The organism is Pseudomonas sp. 8_5_2 (assembly GCF_059295255.1).
In genome coordinates this window covers 4234433-4254297 of the sequence record NZ_CM181238.1, presented here as the reverse complement: position 1 = coordinate 4254297, position 19865 = coordinate 4234433, and the positions used below count along the sequence as shown (strand labels likewise).

General features: G+C 63.7%; 18 protein-coding genes. 4 read left to right on the top strand and 14 right to left on the bottom strand.

Annotation, left to right across the window (positions count from 1 at the left end; genetic code table 11):
• Positions 1-110 precede the first annotated feature (110 nt).
• From AC5O5R_RS19520 to AC5O5R_RS19465, 12 genes are all read right to left on the bottom strand, one after another.
• Complete coding sequence (locus tag AC5O5R_RS19520) at positions 111-1742, bottom strand: BatD family protein (RefSeq protein ID WP_172218549.1); 1632 nt, start codon at positions 1740-1742, stop codon at positions 111-113.
• A complete protein-coding gene (locus AC5O5R_RS19515; RefSeq protein WP_172218547.1) occupies positions 1739-3457 on the bottom strand; it encodes a tetratricopeptide repeat protein in 1719 nt (572 codons plus the stop codon). Before AC5O5R_RS19515 ends, AC5O5R_RS19520 begins: the two co-directional genes overlap by 4 nt.
• Complete coding sequence (locus tag AC5O5R_RS19510; protein ID WP_172218545.1) at positions 3454-4530, bottom strand: vWA domain-containing protein; 1077 nt, start codon at positions 4528-4530, stop codon at positions 3454-3456. The genes AC5O5R_RS19515 and AC5O5R_RS19510 overlap by 4 nt, the downstream gene beginning before the upstream one ends.
• Positions 4523-5017 carry a DUF4381 domain-containing protein gene (locus tag AC5O5R_RS19505; RefSeq protein WP_172218544.1) on the bottom strand — a complete coding sequence of 165 codons (495 nt, stop codon included), beginning with the start codon at positions 5015-5017 and terminating at the stop codon, positions 4523-4525. The genes AC5O5R_RS19510 and AC5O5R_RS19505 overlap by 8 nt, the downstream gene beginning before the upstream one ends.
• Positions 5014-5958: a DUF58 domain-containing protein gene (locus tag AC5O5R_RS19500; protein WP_172218542.1), complete on the bottom strand. Its 945-nt coding sequence runs from the start codon at positions 5956-5958 to the stop codon at positions 5014-5016. Before AC5O5R_RS19500 ends, AC5O5R_RS19505 begins: the two co-directional genes overlap by 4 nt.
• 4 nt (positions 5959-5962) lie before the next feature.
• Positions 5963-6922, bottom strand: coding sequence for an AAA family ATPase (locus AC5O5R_RS19495; protein WP_172286477.1), 960 nt, complete (start codon positions 6920-6922; stop codon positions 5963-5965).
• A 240-nt stretch (positions 6923-7162) separates the two neighbouring features.
• Entirely contained in the window at positions 7163-8368 is a 1206-nt protein-coding gene (locus AC5O5R_RS19490; protein WP_172232752.1) for an MFS transporter, read from the bottom strand.
• A gap of 56 nt (positions 8369-8424) precedes the next feature.
• Entirely contained in the window at positions 8425-9639 is a 1215-nt protein-coding gene (locus AC5O5R_RS19485; RefSeq protein ID WP_494514650.1) for a benzoate/H(+) symporter BenE family transporter, read from the bottom strand.
• A gap of 171 nt (positions 9640-9810) precedes the next feature.
• Positions 9811-10698, bottom strand: coding sequence for a dihydrodipicolinate synthase family protein (locus AC5O5R_RS19480; protein ID WP_172231368.1), 888 nt, complete (start codon positions 10696-10698; stop codon positions 9811-9813).
• A 45-nt stretch (positions 10699-10743) separates the two neighbouring features.
• A complete protein-coding gene (locus tag AC5O5R_RS19475; RefSeq protein WP_172231371.1) occupies positions 10744-11526 on the bottom strand; it encodes an aldolase in 783 nt (260 codons plus the stop codon).
• A 249-nt stretch (positions 11527-11775) separates the two neighbouring features.
• Positions 11776-12177: a hypothetical protein gene (locus tag AC5O5R_RS19470; RefSeq protein ID WP_172231374.1), complete on the bottom strand. Its 402-nt coding sequence runs from the start codon at positions 12175-12177 to the stop codon at positions 11776-11778.
• A complete protein-coding gene (locus AC5O5R_RS19465) occupies positions 12158-13558 on the bottom strand; it encodes a PAAR domain-containing protein (protein WP_172231377.1) in 1401 nt (466 codons plus the stop codon). Before AC5O5R_RS19465 ends, AC5O5R_RS19470 begins: the two co-directional genes overlap by 20 nt.
• A gap of 332 nt (positions 13559-13890) precedes the next feature.
• Between AC5O5R_RS19465 and AC5O5R_RS19460 the strand changes: the two genes are divergently transcribed.
• Both AC5O5R_RS19460 and AC5O5R_RS19455 read left to right on the top strand, forming a co-directional pair.
• Positions 13891-14331, top strand: coding sequence for a GNAT family N-acetyltransferase (locus AC5O5R_RS19460; RefSeq protein WP_172232799.1), 441 nt, complete (start codon positions 13891-13893; stop codon positions 14329-14331).
• A gap of 48 nt (positions 14332-14379) precedes the next feature.
• Entirely contained in the window at positions 14380-14697 is a 318-nt protein-coding gene (locus tag AC5O5R_RS19455) for an aminoglycoside phosphotransferase family protein (RefSeq protein ID WP_172232796.1), read from the top strand.
• 81 nt (positions 14698-14778) lie between these two features.
• Here AC5O5R_RS19455 and mtlD read toward each other — a convergent pair whose 3' ends face one another.
• Positions 14779-16923 carry a bifunctional mannitol-1-phosphate dehydrogenase/phosphatase gene (gene mtlD, locus AC5O5R_RS19450; RefSeq protein ID WP_494514649.1) on the bottom strand — a complete coding sequence of 715 codons (2145 nt, stop codon included), beginning with the start codon at positions 16921-16923 and terminating at the stop codon, positions 14779-14781.
• 397 nt (positions 16924-17320) lie between these two features.
• Here mtlD and AC5O5R_RS19445 point away from each other — a divergent pair, with 397 nt between their 5' ends.
• Positions 17321-17617 carry a DUF3144 domain-containing protein gene (locus tag AC5O5R_RS19445; protein WP_172229421.1) on the top strand — a complete coding sequence of 99 codons (297 nt, stop codon included), beginning with the start codon at positions 17321-17323 and terminating at the stop codon, positions 17615-17617.
• A 102-nt stretch (positions 17618-17719) separates the two neighbouring features.
• On the opposite strand, the gene AC5O5R_RS19440 is transcribed toward AC5O5R_RS19445, so the two are convergent.
• On the bottom strand, positions 17720-18613 hold the full coding sequence (locus AC5O5R_RS19440) for a LysR family transcriptional regulator (RefSeq protein ID WP_172229419.1): 894 nt from the start codon (positions 18611-18613) through the stop codon (positions 17720-17722).
• A gap of 146 nt (positions 18614-18759) precedes the next feature.
• Between AC5O5R_RS19440 and AC5O5R_RS19435 the strand changes: the two genes are divergently transcribed.
• On the top strand, positions 18760-19839 hold the full coding sequence (locus AC5O5R_RS19435; protein WP_172229417.1) for a 4-oxalomesaconate tautomerase: 1080 nt from the start codon (positions 18760-18762) through the stop codon (positions 19837-19839).
• Positions 19840-19865: the final 26 nt, after the last annotated feature.

The following is a 19865-nucleotide window of genomic DNA, read 5'->3' as shown; positions in this document are numbered from 1 at the left end:
CTTGGCTGGGGATGGGCGTTGCGTGAAGGGGGTATGGTAACCCAAGCCGGAGAATTGTCGGCAGGCCCATTGTGATCCCCCCCCCCCGGATACGCCGCCCACCAGCCGGATCATTTCGGATAAAGCGGCGGCAAGCTGCCATTCTCCCCAGCCGGCACCAACACCTGCTCCGCCGAGGGAATAACCCCGATCGCCCGCCACAAATCCTCCCCCTGCCAATACTGCCCGCTCTCGCTGTACAGCGCCCCGTTCAACCCATCCAGCGCATCCGACAACGGCACAAAGCGCGCTGCCATCTCAGCCAGGGTCTCCGGCTGCTGTCGCGCCCAGGCATCCAGCGCCTGGCGAGTGGCATGGGGATCATTGGCCTGGCACGCGCGCTTGAGGTCATCCAGCAAGGTGCGCGGGCTGGGCCCGGTCTGCGCGGCACGCAGCACCGCCGGTCGCGAGCGCGCACGCCACCACAGGGCAAAGCCCAGCACTGTGCTCAGGGCAAACATCAGGGTGGCCAGCTGCCACGGCCACAGCAGGGCGCTGACACTGCTGCTTTCACCCACCGGCGTGTCGGCGCTCAAGGCCGGGTTGTCCTGCACATCCAGTGTGCGCGCCGGCAGGCTGCTGTGCTCCAGATGGTCTTCGCGGGTGTTCCACCAGGTCACCTCCAGCGCCGGCAGCGCCAGTGTGCCGCTGTGGGTCGGCACCAGCGCTTCACGCTCTTCGCGGTTGGCTGTCATGCCACGCTCGCTGATTTCGTTGCGCAGCAACGGCTGGTCCGGGTAGCGGCGCAGGCCGGTGATTTCGGTGGCCGGCAGCGGTGGCAGCTGGGTGCTGGACAGGCCATCGGCACGCAGCGTGATGTTGCGCGTCAGCGAATCGCCAATCTGCACCTGCTGGGTGCCGGGGTCGGGGTTCCAGTGTTCTTCCAGGGTCAGGCTGCGCGCTGGCAACCACGGCACACCCGCGGGCCAGGCCGGCGGAATCGGCCGCACGGCCAGGCGCAAAGGCAGCGAGCTGACCTGCACCTGGCGACCGGCGCGGGCCGTGCCGTTGCCTTGCGGCGCTTCATCGCTGCTGGCAGCGGCGGTGGCGGTGAACGTCAGTGGCGGGATGTCGAGGCTGCCGCTTTGCTGGGCATACAGCGCATAGCGGGTCTCGATCACGCCGTGGCGCACACCATTGATTTCCTTTTCATAGGTGCGCGATTCGCCCAGCGGCTCGACCTTGGCATTTTCCAGTTGCAGCGGGCTGAGGCTGCTGTCGTCGTACAGCGCCACCGAATGGTAGATGCGCAAGGTCAGCACGGCCTGGGCCTGCACGTAGACCTCGGTGCTGTCGAGGGTTGCCTCGACGAACACTTGGGCGCTGTCCTGGCGGCTGGCATCGGCCTGCAGCACCTGCAGCTCGATCGCCTGGCTGTGCGACTGGCCCAGCTGTAGCTCGGGGATGCGCAGGCTGCCGCTGCGGCGTGGCAGCAGGGTGATGATCCAGCGGGTGCTGGCGCGGGTTTCACCGTCCAGCGTGTGCAGGCTGTTGAGCTGGCGCGTGCCGCGCACTTCGAAGTCGCCTTCCAGGGCGCGCAGGTCGGGCTTACCGAACTGCGTCACGTCCTGGCTTTCCAGGGTCAGCTCCAGGCTTTCGCCGGCTTCCAGGCGGGTACGGTCAACACTCGCCTGTAGCAGCGGTTCGGCCTGGGCCAGTACGGCCCAGAGTGCACTGAGAATAAAGACGCCGAAGCGACTCATCGTGGGTTTTCCTGATGCAATTGCTGTTCATACCAGAATTTGCGCCGCAGCAGCTCCGCCGGATTATCCGGGATCTCCCGCAGCCATTGTTCCAGGGCCTGGCGCTGTTCGGCATCGAGGCTGGTCGATACCGGTCGCTGGGGCGGCTGGATGACGCTGTCATCCGCGCCTGCCTGGTTACCGGGTGTGGCCTGGGTGTTGTTGCTGCCTTCGCCGGGTTGTTCGGCGTTGGCTTGTGGGTCACTGCCGGGCGTGCCTTGCGCGGGGCTGCTGGCCGAACTGCTGTTGCCTTCGGTTTCGCTGCCGGGTGTGCTTTGGGCATCGCTGTGTGGCGGCTGTTCTTCGGCCTGGGCTTCGCGCTGTTGCAGCATTTGTTGCACCAGCGCCTGGTTGTCCAGCGCCAGTTGCAGGTCGGGCTGGCGCTCCAGGGCTTGCTCGTAGGCGTCGAGCGCGGCTTCCAGCTCGCCGCTGCGGGCCAGGGCATTGCCTCGATTGTAGTGGGCTGCGGCCGTGTCGCCTTGGGAAAAAGCGTCGGCGGCAGCGGCATAATCGCCGGCCTGGTACAGGGCCATGCCACGCCATTGCGGGTCGTGGAAGTGGCGCGCGGCGCTGGCCGGACGGTTTTGCTCAAGCAGGCGCTGGCCTTGCTGGTCGGGGCGCAGCCACAGGTCGTTGAACTCGAACGCCTGGCTGGGCTGAGGCAGTGCCAGCAGCAGCGGCAAACAGAACAGCCAGCCACGCCGGCCGGCGCAGGCGGCCAGCAGCAACAGCGGGATCAGCAGCCAGTAGCCCTGGTCGGCCCAGCTGTCCAGCTGCAGGGTCTGGCCGTCGTTGCGGGCGCTGCGCGGGTTGTCGAAAAGGCCCAGGCCACGCAGGTCGAGGTCGTCAATGCGGGCATGGCGGTAGCGCCCCCCGGTGCCGCTGATGAAGCTTTTGAGGCTGCTGCTGTCCAGGCGCGGTACCAGGATGCCGCCCTGATCGTCCTTGAGGTATTCACCGTTGGCCTGGCGCACCGGTGCGCCTTCGCGGCTGCCGATGCCCAGCATCAACAGGCTCGGGCCCTGGCGGCCAAGGGCTTGGGCGATGCCCTGGCGCTCGGCTGCACTGAGCGCCGAACCGATCAGCAACAGGCGGCCCTGGCCCAGGCCGCTCTGGGCCAGCAGCGCCAGGCCTTTTTGCACGGCCAGGTCGGCGCGCTGGCCGGGTTTGGGCATGATCGACGGGTCGACGGCCTCGAGCAGATTGCGGGTGGTGGCCAGGTCATCGGACAACGGCACCAGTGTGTGCGCGGAGCCCGCATAGACCACCAGTGCAGTCTGGCTGTCGCGGCGGTGTTCGAGCAGGTCGAGAACCTTGCGCCGGGCCTGCTCCAGGCGGTTGGGCGGGCTGTCCTCGGCGAGCATCTGCGGGGTCAGTTCGAGCAGGATCACCAGCGGGTCGGCCGGGCGCTGGCGGTTTTCTTCCAGGCGCTGCCAGCTGGGCCCGAGCAGGGCCAGGATCACCAGCGCCCAGGCCAGGCCCAGGGCCACCCACGGCAGCTTGCTGCTACTGCCGCTGCCGCCACCCAGCAGCACGCCATGAAACGCCGGCGGTAGAATCATCTGCCAGCGCCCGGCACGTTTGCGCCGATGCCACAGCTTGTACAGCAGCCAGCCGAGCAGCGGCACGGCCAGCAGCCAGAGCGGGCGCAGCCATTGTGGCCACAGGTCGATCATCGCCGTCTCCTCAGACGCAGGCGCTTGAGGCGCTGGCGCCATTCCGGGTGCGGCTGCAGGAAGCGCGGCTTGCGCAGCAGGCGATGCAGCAGGTTGTCGGGCCATTGCACCGCTCCTACCAGCAGCACGCTGAGCAGCAGCGCCAGGGCCAGGGGCCAGGCGTACAGGGCCTTGGCCGTGCGCGCCTGGGTCGGTTGCTGGGCCACCGGCTCCAGTTGGTCCAGGGTGTCGCCAATGGCGTCCAGCTCGGCGCCGTCATGGGCACGGAAGTAGGCGCCGTGGCTGATGTCGGCGATTTCCTTGAGCGCGGCTTCGTCCAGGTCCAGGCTCGGGTTGAGGCCGAGCAAGCCGGGGGTGCCACTGGCTTCGGGGTTGGCGCCGATACCGATGGTATAGATGCGCACGCCTTCCTGGGCTGCCAGGCGCGCGGCGGTCAGCGGGTGGATCTGCCCACCGTTGTTGGCACCGTCGGTGATCAGTACCAGCACCCGGCTTTGTGCCGGGCGCTCGCGCAGGCGCTTGACCGCCAGGCCGATGGCGTCGCCGATGGCGGTGTTCTTGCCGGCGATGCCGATCTGCGCCTCCATGAGGAAGGTGCGCACGGTGCGCCGGTCGAAGGTGAGCGGGGCCTGCAGGTAGGCCTGGCTGCCGAACAGGATCAGGCCCACGCGGTCGCCTTCACGGTCTTGCAGAAAGTCGCCAAGCAGCGCTTTGACCAGATCGAGGCGGCTGATGTCTTCGTTCTGCCACTGCATGTCGGGGAAGTCCATGGACCCGGACACATCGACCGCCACCAGCAGGTCGCGGCCGCTGGCGGCCACCGGCACCGGCTCGCCCAGCCATTGCGGGCGGGCGGCGGCGCACAGCAGCAACAGCCAGATGATGACGAACGGCGCCTGCTGGCGCCAGGTTGGGAGGTTGAGCCGCGCACGGCGCCCGGCCAGGCTTTCCAGTTCGTTCAGGAAGCCCACCTTGAGCACTGGCTCGCCGCTGTCGGCGGCAGGCAGCAGCAGGCGCGCCAGCCATGGCAGCGGCAGCAGGGTGAAGACCCAAGGCCAGGCCAGTTCAAACATGCTTGCGGATCCAGGTTTCGACGGCCTGGCTGAGCCCGACGATGGCTTTGTCGTCGAGCTTGCACTCGGGTTTGTAGGCGCCTTCGACCAGCACCATCCAGCGGGTCAGGCCGGCGGCCGGACAGCGGTTGTCGAGAAACGCCAGCCACTGGCGGCCGTTGAGGGTATGGCTGTTGGCCCCCGGATAATGGTTGCGGCACAGGCGCTTGAGCAGGGCGTTGATCTGCTGCAGCCACGCACCGGCCGGGGCGCCGTCGTACGGGCGAGGCAGGCGGGCCAGCTCGGCCAGGGCTTCGACGCGCACCGGGTCGAGCGGTTGTTCGGCACGCACGATGCGGCGCTTGGTGGGGCGCCAGCGGCGCAGCCGCCACAGGCCCCAGGCCAGCAGCGGCAGCAAGGCCAGCAGCAGCCACCAGCCGATCGCGGGTGGCCACAGCCCGACCGGCGCCGGCTCGATCAGCGGGTGCAGCTGGTCAAGCGGGTTCATGAGGCGCTCCGCGGCCGCTGGGCGCTCATGTGTTCACGCAGTTGCTCGATCATTTCGCTCTGCGTGCTCAGTGGCAGCAGCACCACGCGCAGCTTCTGCGCCATCAGCTCCCAGCGCTCGATGCGCGCTTCGGCCTGCTGACGGTAGGCCTGACGCAGGTTGGCGTCGAGGGTGTCGAGCTCCAGCTGCGCGCTGCGCTGGGCAAAACGCAGCAGGCCGGCGGCGGGCAGGGCATGGTCGAGCGGGTCGGACACCGGCAGCAGCAGCAGGTCGCAATGGCGCGAGAGCATGGCCAGGTGCTGTTCCACCTGTGCGCTCAGCGAGCGCTCGTCGCAAATCACGATGGCCAGGCTGCCGGGGCGCAGCACTTCGCGGGCGCGGCGCAGGGCCAGGCCCAGGCTGTCGGCCCCGGGCGTGGCCTCGGTGTGCAGCCCCTGGTTGACCTTGGCCAGGCGGTTGAGCAGTTGCAGCAGGCTCTGCTTGCTGCGCCGGGGTTTGATTTCGTGGTGCTCGTTGTCGCCGAACACCAGCCCGCCGATGCGGTCGTTATGACCCAGCGCGGCCCAGCCGAACAGCGCTGCAGCCTGGGCCGCGAGCACCGACTTGAACATCAGCCCGGAGCCGAAGAACAGCCGCTGGCTCTGCTCGACGAGGATGAAGATTGGCCGCTCGCGCTCTTCGTGGAACAGCTTGGTGTGCGGCTCCTGGGTACGGGCGGTGACGCGCCAGTCGATGTTGCGCACGTCGTCGCCGGCCTGGTACACGCGCACCTGGTCGAAATCCACGCCGCGCCCGCGCAACTTGGAGTGGTGCAGGCCTACCAGCGGGCTGCGCTGGCCGGGCTTGGAAAACAGCTGGATTTCGCGCACGCGATGGCGCATGTCGATCAGCTCGGCAAGGCCGATGCGGATGCCGGGTTGTGCCAGCTGGGTGGTGGGCATGGGTTCAGGCAACGGCGACAACGTCGAGGATGCGCTGGACCACGCGGTCCTGGTCGATCCCCGCCGCCTCGGCCTCGAACGAGAGGATGATGCGGTGGCGCAGCACGTCGAACAGCACCGCCTGGATGTCTTCGGGGCTGACAAAGTCGCGCCCGGCCAGCCAGGCGTGCGCGCGCGAGCAGCGGTCCAGCGAAATGGAGCCGCGCGGGCTGGCGCCGTAGGCGATCCAGTCGGCCAGTTCGGCGTCGAACTTGGCCGGGGTGCGGGTGGCCATCACCAGCTGCACCAGGTATTCCTCAACCGCGTCGGCCATGTACAACCCGAGGATTTCCTTGCGCGCGGCAAAAATGGCCTGCTGGCTGACCCGGCGCTCGGGTTTGCTTTCGCCGCCCAGGGCCTCGCCGCGGGCCTGGGCCAGGATGCGTCGCTCTACCGCGGCGTCGGGGAAGCCGATTTTCACGTGCATCAGGAAACGGTCGAGCTGGGCTTCGGGCAGCGGGTAGGTGCCTTCCTGTTCGATGGGGTTCTGCGTGGCCATGACCAGGAACAGCGGCGACAGGTCGTAGGTACTGCGGCCCACGCTGACCTGGCGCTCGGCCATGGCTTCGAGCAGCGCCGACTGCACCTTGGCCGGTGCGCGGTTGATTTCGTCGGCCAGCACCAGGTTATGGAAGATCGGGCCCTGCTGGAACACGAAACTGCCGGTTTCCGGCCGATAGATTTCGGTACCGGTGATGTCGGCTGGCAGCAGGTCGGGGGTGAACTGGATGCGATGGAACTGTGCCTCGACGCCTTCGGCGAGCTCCTTGATGGCTTTGGTCTTGGCCAGCCCCGGAGCACCTTCCACCAGCATATGGCCATCGGCCAGCAGCACGATCAACAGCCGTTCGACCAGTTTTTCCTGGCCTAGGATCTGGGTGGAAAGAAAGGTGCGCAGCGCGATCAGCGCTTCACGGTGTTCCATCGTCGACGGTTCCTGGTGTGGGGCCGCAGGCGGCTGAAGTCAGCGGCCCTGGCAAGGGGTGATACTTTAATCCATCCGGGGGGGTGGCGACCAATGGCGGCCGGTAAATTTATCCAGGCTTGAGACCTGGGGGTACAGAAATGTCCTGCATGTCGCTGGGCCTCGCCTGATATTCCGCTGCAGTGGCTGGGCGCCCGTTGTACCCGGAGCAGGCCGACGGAACCCGCGCAGCGCTCGATTTCACAGGCGCTGCATCTCTTGGGGCGAGCACCGCCTTGCCAGCTCCTGCGCCACAGTCAGCAGCACCGTCAGCAACATGAACACCATCGACGCAGCAAACACCCCGTTGGCCAGCCGCTGGTCAAGCATCCAGCCGAACGCCACCGGCCCGATGGCGCCGCCGATATTGAACCCGGTAGAGACCAGCCCGAAGGTTTTACCCTCGGCCCCTGGCGGCGCAGCCGCTTTGACCAGCATGTCCCGCGATGGGGCGATCACCCCGGTCAGCAAGCCGATCGCGCCCAGCACCACCACCAGCGGCCAGTCCCGCAGCAGCCCCAGGGCCACCAGCGCGGTCAGCGCCGCCGCCAGCGCGAAGGCCAGTGCCGCCACCAGGCCATGGCGGCGGGTACGGTCAGCCAGGGTTCCACCGCACAACACTCCCGCCGCGCTGCAGAGCAGGAAGGCGGTCAGTGCAGTGTTGGCCCAGGCCAGCGTCAGGCCTTGCCCCTGGACCAAAGCGGCCACGGAGAATTTCTCGATTGCACTGGTGCTCAGGTTGAGCAGGATGAACAGCACCGTCAACACGCCGATCATCGGCGTGAACAAGCGCACGCGGCCGGCCGCATCAGCGCAGGCGGCGGCAGTTTTGTTGCCTGGGCCGGCAACCTGATACACGCCGCTACCGGGCACCGAGATCAACAGCCACGCCGCAACCCCCAATGCCGCGCCCGTCGCCAGGGCTGCCTGCAGGCCGAACAAGGCGGTGATACCCAGAAATACCGCCGGCGTAACCGCCGCGCCGAGGAAGCCTGCGAAGGTATGAATAGAGAACGCCCGGCCCAGGCGGCTTTGCTCGATGCCCTTGGCCAGCAACGCATAGTCGGCAGGGTGGTACACGCCATTGGCCAGGCCGGCCAGGGCCATGGCCACCAGCAGCACCCCATAGCCTGGGCTGACCGCCACCAGCACGAAGCTGAGGCTTCCCAGCAGCAACCCGGCCTTGAGCACTTTGCGTGCACCGTAGTGGTCGACCGCATAGCCCAACGGGGCCTGCACCAGGGCGGAGACGATGTTGAACACCGCCAGGGCGACGCCGAGCTCGACGAAGCCGACCCCCATCAGGCCGGGAAGCACGGGCAGCAGGGCGGGGATCAGCATGATGTGCACATGGCTGACAAAGTGCACGGCAGCAACCTGGGTAAGAAGCTTGGGTGTTCGCGGCATATCGATACCTGTCGAGCGCTGCGCGCCTGTGGCGCGCGCTGAGGGAGTGGGCCCGTTTAACGGGCGCTGCGGCTGACCCGAGGAAGGCGGCCGTTCAGCGCCGCATGGGCCAGCAGGCCGATGACCAGGCCCCAGAAGGCCCCGCCAATGCCGAACAGGCTGATATTGGCCGCTGCCGCCAGGAAGGTGATCAGTGCCGACTCGCGAGCGCGGGCATCGGCCATTGCGCTGGCCAGGCTGCCGCCGATGGTGCCCAGCAGGGCCAGGCCGGCCAGGGTGGTAATGAACGTCCCCGGCAGGGCCATGAACACACTCGCCAGGGTCACCCCGAACACCCCCACCAGGATGTAGCAGACACCGGCGGCAATCCCCGCAACCCAACGCTTGCGCGGGTCTTCGTGGGCTTCCTTGCCGGTGCAGATGGCTGCGGTAATGGCCGCAATGTTGAAGGCGTGCGAGCCAAACGGCGCCATCAGCAACGAGCCCAGGCCAGTGACCGCAACGATCGGGTTGGCGCTGGTGGTGAAGCCGTCGTTGCGCAGCACCAGCATGCCGGGCATGTACTGGCCTGTCAGGGTGATCAGAAACAGTGGCAGGGCCACGCTGAGGGCGGCGTTGAGCGAAAAGCTGGGGGCGGTGAACACTGGCGAGGCGAATTCCAGCTTGAGCGCTGCCACGCCCACCTGCCCCTGAAGCAGCAGGTAGCCAAGCCCCAGCAGCAGAATGCCCACCACGGCGTAGCGAGCGCTGAAGCGCTTGAACGCCACGTAGGCGGCAATCAGCAGCCCGGCCAGGGCCGGGTCGACCGACAGCCCGGCGAAGGCACCGATGCCGAACTGCAGCAGGATGCCGGCCAGCAACCCGGCAGCGATCCCGGCGGGAATGACCCGTACCAGGCGCTCGAAACACCCGGTCAGCCCCAGCACCACGAAGCCGGCTGCCGAGAGCAGGTAGGCGCCGATGGCCTCGCTGTAGGGCACGCTGGCCAGAGCGGTGACCAGGAACGCGGCGGCTGGCGTGGACCAGGCGGTGATCACCGGTGCGCGGGTGTACCAGGGCAAGGCCAGGCCGCTGAGGCCGACGCCGATCGACACCGCCCACACCCACGAAGCGGTCAGCTCCGGGCTCAATCCGGCCACTTTGGCGGCCTGGAACACCAGGATGAAGGTGCCGCCGTAATTGACGATGACCGAGACGATTCCCGCGATCACGGGGTGAAGGATGTCTGTCAGCCGTAGCGGTGCTGAAGAGCTTTGTGCAGGCGCGTCCATGGTTGCCTCTGTTTGCTGGATGCAGGTTTCAAATGACGGAACCCGCTGATTCAGCGGGCTCTGTATGCCTCGACCCTTTGTCGGGAAACACCTGAAGCTTCTGGCTCATCTGTTCCCGGCGGGGCGCTGCGCGGCGGCGGGGTGCTGCCGCGCAGGCGTCGGTGAGGTCGATCAGCCGCGCAATGTGTCCAGCAGGCCCTTCAGGCAACTGCTGCCCTGGGCGTCGAGCGGCTGCAGGGGCAGGCGGGGGGCGCCGACATCCTGGCCGAGCATTTTCAAGCCGGCCTTGATGGTGGTGGGCAGGCCGCGGCGGGTGATGTATTCCAGTAGTTCGTACTGGCGGTAGAACAGCGCCCGGGCTTCGGCCAGGTCGCCTTGCTGCACCGCCTGCCACAGTGCCAGGTTCAGCGCCGGGATCAGGTTGGGCGCAGCGGTGCACCAGCCGGTGGCGCCGGCCACCAGCGCTTCCAGGGTGAGCGGGTTGCAACCGTTGTAGAAGGCCACCTGGCCGTCGCTGGCCGTGAACAGGCGGTGCATGCGCTGGATGTCGCCGGTGCTTTCCTTGACCATGGTCACATTTGGCACTTCGTCGAGAATGCGCAGGATCAGCTCCACCGACAGGTCGGTGCCGCTGGTGCCCGGGTTGTTGTAGAGCATGATCGGGATGTCGATGGCCGCGCCGATCGCCTTGTAGTGGGCGATCACTTCGGCTTCGGTGAGCTTCCAGTAGGAAATAGGCAGCACCATCACCGCCGTGGCGCCGCAGGTCTGGGCCAGGCGGGCGCGTTGCACGGTGCGCGCGGTGGTCAGGTCTGAGACGCTGACCACGCTGGGCACGCGCCCGGCAATGCGTGCCTGGCTGAAGCGCACCACGCTTTCCCATTCGCTGTCGGACAAGTAGGCCCCTTCGCCTGTGCTGCCCAGTGGTGCAATGGCGTGTACGCCGTCGGCGATCAGGCGGTCGATGGACGTGCCCAGGGCCTCCAGGTCGAGCGTGCCGTCTGCGGTGAAGGGAGTGATGGTGTAGCCGATGACGCCGCGAATTACAGGTGTAGACATGACCAGGCACCTTTGCCGTTGTTGAGGAAAAGAGTACAGCTTCGATCAGCCCAGGCAGTCGCCGTGGGCACGCAAGGCACGGCGGGCGTAATAGCCGAACGCGGCGCCATGTCGTTTGGGGGTGGAGATCCAGTCATGGGCTTCCTTGCCCAGTGCCTCAGGGATGGGGCGGATTTCTCCGGCGCCCATGGCCAGCAGCTGCATCTTCGCCGCGCGCTCGAACAGCAGGGCGAGCACGCAGGCTTCTTCGATCGAGCCGCCGGCGATCAGCAGGCCGTGGTGGGAAAGCAGGATCGCGCGCTTGTTGCCGATCGCGTTGGCGATGATCTCGCCTTCTTCGTTGCCCACTGGCACACCGGGCCATTCCTTGAGGAATGCGCAGTCATCGAACAGCGGGCACAGGTCCATGTGCGAGATCGCCAGCGGCATCTCCAGCATCGACAGGGCCGCGCTGTGCAGCGGGTGGGTGTGGATGATGCAGTTGACGTCGGGGCGGGCGCGGTACAGCCAGCTGTGGAAGCGGTTAGCCGGGTTGGCCATGCCACGGCCTTGCAGCACGGTCAGGTCCTCGTCCACCACCAGCAGGTTGGAAGCAGCAATTTCGTCGAAGCCCAGACCCAGTTGCTGGGTGTAGTAGGTGCCAGGCTCCTGCGCACGTGCGGTGATCTGCCCGGCCAGGCCAGAGTCATGGCCGCCGTCAAACAGGATGCGGCAGGTGAGGGCGAGTTTTTGCCGTGCGGTGTAGGTGTTGTCGGCCAGCGCCGTCAGCATCTGCTGCTGGGCGAGTTTGACCAACTGGTCCTTGGGGGTGTGCATGGTGGTCGTCATGGGGGTACCTGCCGGAGTGGGGCGGTTCTGGGCTGAGCGACGTAGGGGTCGTCAGGACACACGGCGATCATAATGACACTTTGTGTCATATGCAAGCGATGTGTCATCGCTGGTGTCTGTCATGTGAGGGGAGGGGAGCGGCAAGGAAGCGTCAACGATCGGTCGGGCAAAAGGAGGACGACCCGCGAATGCGGGTCTGACGTGCTAAGTGCCTACACCCTTTTCGAGAGTTCACGAAGGGGTAACGATCTAATGACTCACCATCACATAGGCGACCGCTAGCCACGCTATGCCTATTAGTATGAGCCAGCTCGAAAAAACCAACTTTCGTCTCAGCCTTGTAGGAAAAGCCTTTAATTCATCAGCATCAACAACGCCTATTCTTGAATGAAAACGAGGAAAGGTCAGGAGGCCGCTGACAGCACAGACCACCATCCATCGCGATCGGTAGGTAGTGGTCCCCAAAAAGCGCTTCATCTGCTCTAAATAGGCATTGGTTCGAATAGAGCTATCAAGAACCTCAAACTCGCTAGACCATGCAACACAGCCGCTTACTGTCAGGCCAATAGCACTCAAAGCAAATGGCGCCGCTAGAAAAAATAGCTGGATTGTCAGTGGCCAACTATTGATATCAATCAGCGATGAATTCATGGATCTTTTCTCCAAGCACCTCCCCTACAGCCTCGCCAGCCAAACCCCCAGCCATCGAACCAGCTCCGACAAGAGCAATGCCGCACACTGGAGCCCCAATGCCTGCTGTGCCAATAGCGAAAGCCGCACAGACTGAAGTGACAGCTAGCCCGGAGATGAAGCCTCCCGCAGCACCACCAACAATACTCCCACTAAAACTTCCAGTTTCCCTGAGTCGCACCATCTTGCAAGCTTCGGTTTCTCCGGCTCGACATACCTCTTGGACTTTCAGGTAGGACGAAGTCCCACCCACCCCAATTGCTGCATATCCTCCATATCCAAGGTACTTGCTTAGGCGCGCCACCTTATCCAGATGAGTCGCATACCCGGGAATCTGCCCCGGTCCGCCTGCTTTCGACCAATGGTGCACGAGGCTTTTGGTGGAGATATTCAAGCTCTTCCTCAAACGCTCATAGTTCCCAAGGCCCAACTGTTTGTTCAGAAATGCTGTTTTCAGCTGTCCATCCAGCTGCTGCAGAAGGCGCCGCCGTTCAGCGAAAAAGCCCGGGCTGTTCAAGTGGCCATGGCGCATGAACTCCCGCTGGTGCAACTGCTCGATACTCGTCAGTGTATGACTCACCTGCTTCAAACCTTGATCAAGCATGTCCTTGCCCACCCCCATGGACAGGCTGGCGTTACTGAGCAACCCGGCGATTTCAGCTTGGTGATCCATCATGAAATCCGCTTCAGCGAAGTCGAGTACCTCCAGTGCGCGGCGTGCATGTTGCGCTGCTGCCATCAGTGCCCCCTCTTCGCGCGTGCAGGCATTGCCGTTGTCAGGATCACCGATAACGAAGATTTCCCCGGCCTTGAAGCCTTGTGCAAACGTCGGGTTGAGTCGCTGCAACCGGGAAATCGGCAACGTGGCATCGTGCTCGGCCAGTTGCAGCAGCACCTGAGGGAACGACATGCGTCGAGGGACTACGTAGAAGCCAGGCTCCAGCGTATCGGGCAATGCGCCTATCACAGGTTGTGAAATGCGTTCGGGGTAGACCGTGGGTGAGGGCTCGGCAAAGTGAGTATTGGCACGCCCCGCAATGGCATGCAGAGACGACGGTGCTTCATACAACGGCGCGACCACCCGGTTGCTGCCCGGCGAACAGCCACAGACAACCAGCGCACCGTCCATGGCCACCCGCTGGCCATCGGAAATGAAGTGCTCCACACCTTCGGCGACAGTTCCCACCTGCCCACAACGAGGACATGGCGTAGTGTGGTCGCCTTCACGGAGCACCATTCGGCCTTCATCCAGATAACCATGCCCCGTCGCAATACAGACAGCGCCCGTTGTGGTGACATCACCATCTACTGCCTGACCTTTTCCCTCTAGGCTGACGCGCATATACAAATTCCCTGTGCATGGTTGAGGTTAAAAACCTAACACCAGCCAAAGGCGATCAAGTGGCCTGAAAAGAAATTCAGATTTTTCCTACAAGTTGTCTGGAGCTTATGTTGTCGAGTTAATTGATATATTTCTGTGCAGCGAAACTCTTACCTACGGCACAGTTTCTGGTCGTCTGATTGAAAATAATTTACCTAGGAAAAGCCATAGAACCGCAGCTGCCTGATAGTCCGCTGGACCGATCAAAAAAGGCTACTTTCCAGTGCACTGAACCTTGTCAATCGTGACACGATTGATCGGGTTTTTCCCTGACCTGTCTATACGGTGAAGCAATGGTTCTCGAATCACCTGTGCGGCTTGCCTGGCAAGCCGACCTTGATGCGCTTTTTGATCTTGATGTCATCGCGCAGCGCGAAGAAAGCCGACGGGAGTTCATTGCCCGTGCGGTAGCTTGCGGCCAGTGCTGGGTGGCAACGGATGCTGACGATACTGAGCTGCTGTTGGGCTACGGCGTACTGGACCACTCATTTTTCGGGCAGGAATTCATCCCGCTGGTTGTGGTACTGGGTTCGGCACGTCGCCGTGGCGTAGGGGCAGCCATCGTTCGTGAACTGGAATCCCGGTCGCTCGGCGCCAAGCTGTTCACCTCGACCAACGCGTCGAACCTGCCAATGCAGGCGCTGCTCGGCAAACTCGGTTTCATCGGCAGTGGCCAGGTTGAAAACCTGGATGAGGGCGACCCTGAGCTTGTTTTTGTGAAGTTCAGGTGCTGATTGCGGCAATTGTGGGAAACCAGAACTGACAGGGGCGAAAACGCAAAATTGAACGACTCAGTATTTGATCGGTACTTGAAGGTATGGGCGCTGACCATCGACGGTGATCCCTTCGCATCGCTCAATGGCCAATTGTTACCTGTTCGCCATGGCGATATACCGGCCATGCTGAAAGTCTCCCATAGCCCGGAAGAGCAAGTCGGGATCATCTGCGAGGCTGCCCATATCGATCGGCAAAGACTGATGCAATGGGCGTTGGCGTGGGCAGGGTTGTCGGCAACCTGGATGATGGAAGACGGTGTTGATCCGGTTGGTCGGTTCGAGCTGGCGAAACTCGCGGCATTGTTGCTTGATGGCAGTGCTTGACCCGGGCTGCAAAGCAGCCCCGGTGAAGCCTGTATAAACATTATCTGGCAGGCACCAGAGCCTGTCCGCTACATCAATAGGTCATGCACCTACGCAAAGGTCGTCTCGCCTGCTCGTTGCAGCCTCCTGCGGGTACTGCCGGAAGGCCGTGGCAATGGCGCTGATCAGTTGCGCGTCGCTGATCGGGTCCAGCCCTGGGAAACGCTTGCCGTGGTGGCTGCCAGCATGGGTCAGCACGGCCTCGACACTGCCATCGTTGTCCGCATACACCTGCCTGATCGCCTGAGCCTCCAGGTTTCTTGCATCTTTGCAGCGTAGTGCATGATGAATGGCCAGCGCCGCACCCAGGGTCAGTGCCGGGGTTTCAATGGCGTGCTTGCGTGCTAGGTCGATGCTGCTGAAGATGCGTTCGTTGCGTTGAAGCTTGCGCAACGGGTCGCGCCCCACCCGGGCACAAGGGTCTTTGAACGAGGTTGTACAGCGCTCCAGGAAAGTGTTGGCAAAACGGTCCACCACCTGCGCCATCTGCGGGTATTGCGCCACCAGTGCGGGCCCGACTTCCTGGCGGATCAGGCGTTCGGCCAGTTCGCTGACGCGTGCATCACCCATACCCTGGCCTACCGAGTCGTGGCCCAGCAGGCTTGCATACCAGGCAACGATGGCATGCGGGCCGTTCCACAGACGGTTCTTGATGACCTGGATCTGGGTGATGTCAGGCACTGTCGTCACCTGGCGCAGGCGTTCGAGCAGCTCGCTCCCGTGCTCTACATACAGCGGCATGTCGGGTTCGCTGTTGAACAGGATCAGATGCAGCTGGTTCATCGCACTGCTGGGCTGGGCAAAGGGCCTGAAATGGCCAATCAGCCGTTCGTATTCAGGCAGGGCCGCAGCGGGCTTGCGGGTGACGGCAGGTTCGTCTTCCAGGCTGTTCCTGAACATCTGCGACTTGATGCGCAGTTGTCGCACCAACGCGTCGTTGCCCAGTTTGGAGACAATGCGGCTGACCACAGTTTCGGCAAAATGGGTCTTCTGCAAGACCTGCTCGCTGATTGCCGGAGGGCACAGCAACGCCAGTTCAGCTTCAACGTGCCGGCGCACAAAGGCGCCGCCGCCTACCTTGTTCAGCACGATCATCAGGGTCAGTTCGCGGCCACGGCGTTCAAAGCGTTGCAGCAGGCCCTGGGCAATCACCCTGGCCTGGCTGCGGATGGCCTGTTCGGGCAGGCTCAGGCCGATGATTTCGGCAGCGTTGTACATGTCGATCACGGCAGCATCATCGTCCATGTCGATCATGCGCACGTTGTCGATGGTCTGGTCGAACGAAGTCGCACCGTAGCGCACGCTGTAGCGGCCAAATGCGCTGACGCTCTCGCGCAGCATGCGCGAGCGGCTGGCGGCGATGATTTCGCAAGGCCGGGTATAGCCGTCCCAATGGGAGAATACTTGCGTCAGGTAACCGCCGCCGATGGCTCCGAAGCCATGAATGCCCACGCGGAACTGGTTCAACGAAGCCGGGAAGGGTTCGCTCAGCGCTGGCATGCCCAGGTCGGGTACGCACTCGCTCAAGTCGGCCAGGAACTCCTGCATGCTGCGGTAGGCTTTGAGTGCGCCGGCCTTGATTTCTGGCGCGGGCGGCTTGATGTCCTCGATGAGGATGGCCTGGCCTTCTGCGCGGATGGCCGAAAGCATGCCGTTTTCCGAGTCTTCGACCATGAAGCACTGGTCAGGCTCGCAATTGAGTGCGCGGGCGGCCTTGAGGAATATCTCCGGGTGGGGCTTGCCTTGGCTGACTTCATCACCGCACACGGTGATGTCGAAGTACTTGAGCACATTGGCGTTGATCAGGTACTCCTCGGCAATGGCACGGCGGCTGGAGGTGGCGACTGCCATGGTCAGCCCCGACTTGCGCAGCCGCTCCAGTACCTCCAGCAAGCCCGCCTTGATCGGGACGCCGTGGTTGCGCACGTACTCCAGCTCAAGTTCGTCCGCGCGCTGGCGGATTTGCGCATAAGGGAAGTCTTCACCGTTGTGCGCCTTGGCGAGGGCTTCGGCCTTCTTCGCGCTCAGGCCCAGCGAGCCGATCAGGGTGTGCTCGCCCAGGGCCTTGCCGAAGATCTCGAGTGAGGCTTGCTTCAATGTCTTGAAGCGCAAACGCTCGGTGTCGAAGAGGGTGCCGTCCATATCGAAGATGGCGCTGAAAATGCGTTTACCGTGGAAAAAAAGCATGGGGGTGTTGCCTCTGTTGTCGTGTCAGACATCCCGCCTGTGAATAGCGGGCATGGCGTGTGAGCTGCCGCGTTGGCAGTCAGGTAGGAGGGACACGATCGACAGGGGGGCGCTCAGGCGTGACGCACAGGTAAGGCGGGGCGGAGCGGGGCGTGCAGAGGAGTGTTGCGAGCTTCGAGGCCAGGCGTGCGCCTGGTTTGCCGTTAAGGTCACGCCCACTGGCTGCAATACGTTTTGCAGGCAGTGGGCGCAAATAGCGATGGATACGTGTGATTCCAAGCATAAGGTGCTTTGCTTCCTTTTCTGTAATGGGTGATCCTTTTTCAGCCTTGCACGTATGCGCCGCGACATGCAAGGCTTGGCCCCCGGTTCGACTCTCGCAACAAGGTGAAGCGCAATGACCCAAATTACCGACCAGGCCTTTTATGACCGCGCCGACGCGCATATCGAACTGGCGAACCAGCAGATCGAAAAACTCGAGGACCTGGGCAAGGTGAGTGCTTCGTTGACCTTTGGTGCGGCGCGCTTCAATGCCTGGATGAGCGCCCGCAGTTTCAAATCCGGGGCGGAGCTGGGTGCCGCGCGGGAGGAGCTGCTGAAGTATTTCTGCGATCAGTACCGGATGATGCTCGAGGACAACCTGGATGAGCATATCGAGCAGTTTGACCGGTATGTGCTGGGCAAGAGCGACTGAGCGCCAGGCTGGCGACGTGGGGTGTGGCACCGGCTGCGCCCGTGTTCGCGGGTGAACCCGCTTCTACAGGGGGCGCATTGGCCCCACAACCCGGCTGCGCTTCTAGCGGTTGGGCCATTTCTCCAACAGGATCGACACGAACTTCTCCGCTGCAGGTGACAAAGAGGCCCCGCGGCGATAGACCAGCCCCAGCGTTCGGGTCACCTGCGGCTCGTTAAGCGGCACGCTGACCAGGGTCGGGTGGTCGGCGCTGGGCATTGCCAGGCTGGGCATGGCCGACACCCCTAGCCCGGCCTCCACCATGCCCAGCGAAGTGGACAAGTGCTGCACCTCATAGAACCATTTGGGCCGCAGGTTCAACCCGGACAACGCGTGGTCCAGCAGCATGCGATTGCCGCTCAGGCGGCCGACGCCGATCAGGCGGTAGTCGGCCAGCTCGGTCCAGGTCACGGCTTCACGGTTTGCCAGCGGGTGGTCGCGCCTGCAGGCCAGCACGAAATGCTCCTGCACCAGCGAGACGAACTCGATGTCAGGGTGCTGGCCGCTCATCATGTTGATGCCGAAATCGGCCTCGCCACGCAGCACGGCTTCGAGCCCGTCATTGGCACTGAGGTCCAGCAGGCGAATGCGGATTTTCGGGTACTGCTGGTTGTAGTCGCGAATCACCGACGGCAGAAAATAGAACGCCGCTGTCGGGATGCAGGCGAGGGTGACCTGGCCGGTCTGGCGCTCGGCCAGTTCGCGGATGCTGAGGATCGAGTCCTCGAAGTCATCCAGCAGGCGCCTGGCCTTGGGCAGAAAATCGCGGCCCACGCTGGTCAGGCTGACCCGACGTGTGGTGCGCTCGAGCAACGAGGTGCCCAGGCCCTCTTCCAGCTTCTTGATCCGTCGGCTCAGCGCTGGCTGGGACAAGTGCAGCGCCTCTGCTGCTTCGTGGAAGCTGCCAAGTTCGGCGATTTTCACGAAAGATCGAATGTCTTGAAGCTCATATTCCATAGCGAATCCTGCCGGCGAACATTCCGCGATTATTTTGTGAGTCGCAATAATGGCTACGATATTTGCATTGGATTGATTTATCCATGCCTGTCACTCTTTTGCTCACAGCATCAATGATGCCCATTGATCAACAAGAGTGCGAAATCATGCAACGAATTCCTTGCGTCCTCATGCGCGGCGGCACCTCCAAAGGGCCGATCTTCCACGCCTGGGACCTGCCTGCCAATGTGGTCGAACGCGACGAATTGCTGATCAACCTGATGGGCTCCGGTCATGAACTGGAAATCGACGGCATCGGTGGCGGCAGCCCGCAGACCAGCAAAGTGGCGATCGTCAGCCCCTCGCTGCATGCCGACGCCGACGTCGACTACCTGTTCGTGCAGGTCATGGTCGCCCAGCGTCGTGTGGACACCGCACCCAATTGCGGCAACATGCTCTGCGCCGTTGGCCCGTTTGCCATCGAACAGGGGCTGGTCAAAGGCCAGGAAGGCAAGACGCTGGTGCGCATTCGCAACCTGAACACCGGTACCTTCGTCAATTCGCTGGTGGAAACACCTGGTGGTATCGTGCGCTATGAAGGCCGCACCGCCATCGACGGCGTACCCGGTACCGCCGCCCCGGTACACATTACCTTCCTCGACGCCGTCGGCAGCAAGACGGGCAAGCTGTTCCCTACTGGCCAGGCTAAAGATGTCATCGACGGCGTGCCGGTCACCTGCATCGACATGGCCATGCCCATGATGGTTGTAGCGGCCAGCCAACTGGGTATCACCGGGTCGGAAACCCCAGCCGAACTGGACGCCAACGGCCCCCTGCTCAAGCGCCTTGAAGCGCTGCGCCTGAAGGCCGGCAAGGCCATGGGCCTGGGTGATGTGAGTGGCATGGTGATACCCAAGCCGGTGCTGGTGTCCGAGCCTCGGTACGACGGCACCCTGCAGGTTCGCTATTTCATGCCGCACAGCTGCCACCGTGCACTGGCAATCACCGGTGCGGTCGGGCTGGCGACTGCCAGCGTCAGCCCCGGCACCGTGATAGGCGACCTGCTGGGCGAAAGCGCCGGGCAACTGACCGAGGTGCGCCTGGAACACCCGAGCGGCGGTATCGACGTTGCGCTGTCGCGCAGTGGTGCTGATGGCAAGACCCTGCAGGCATCGGTGGTACGAACTGCCCGGCGGCTCTTCTCAGGCTTCGTTTACGCCCCTACATTCCGCAGGTTGGCGGGGTAGGCACAGGCCGTTATCCAACCTGCACA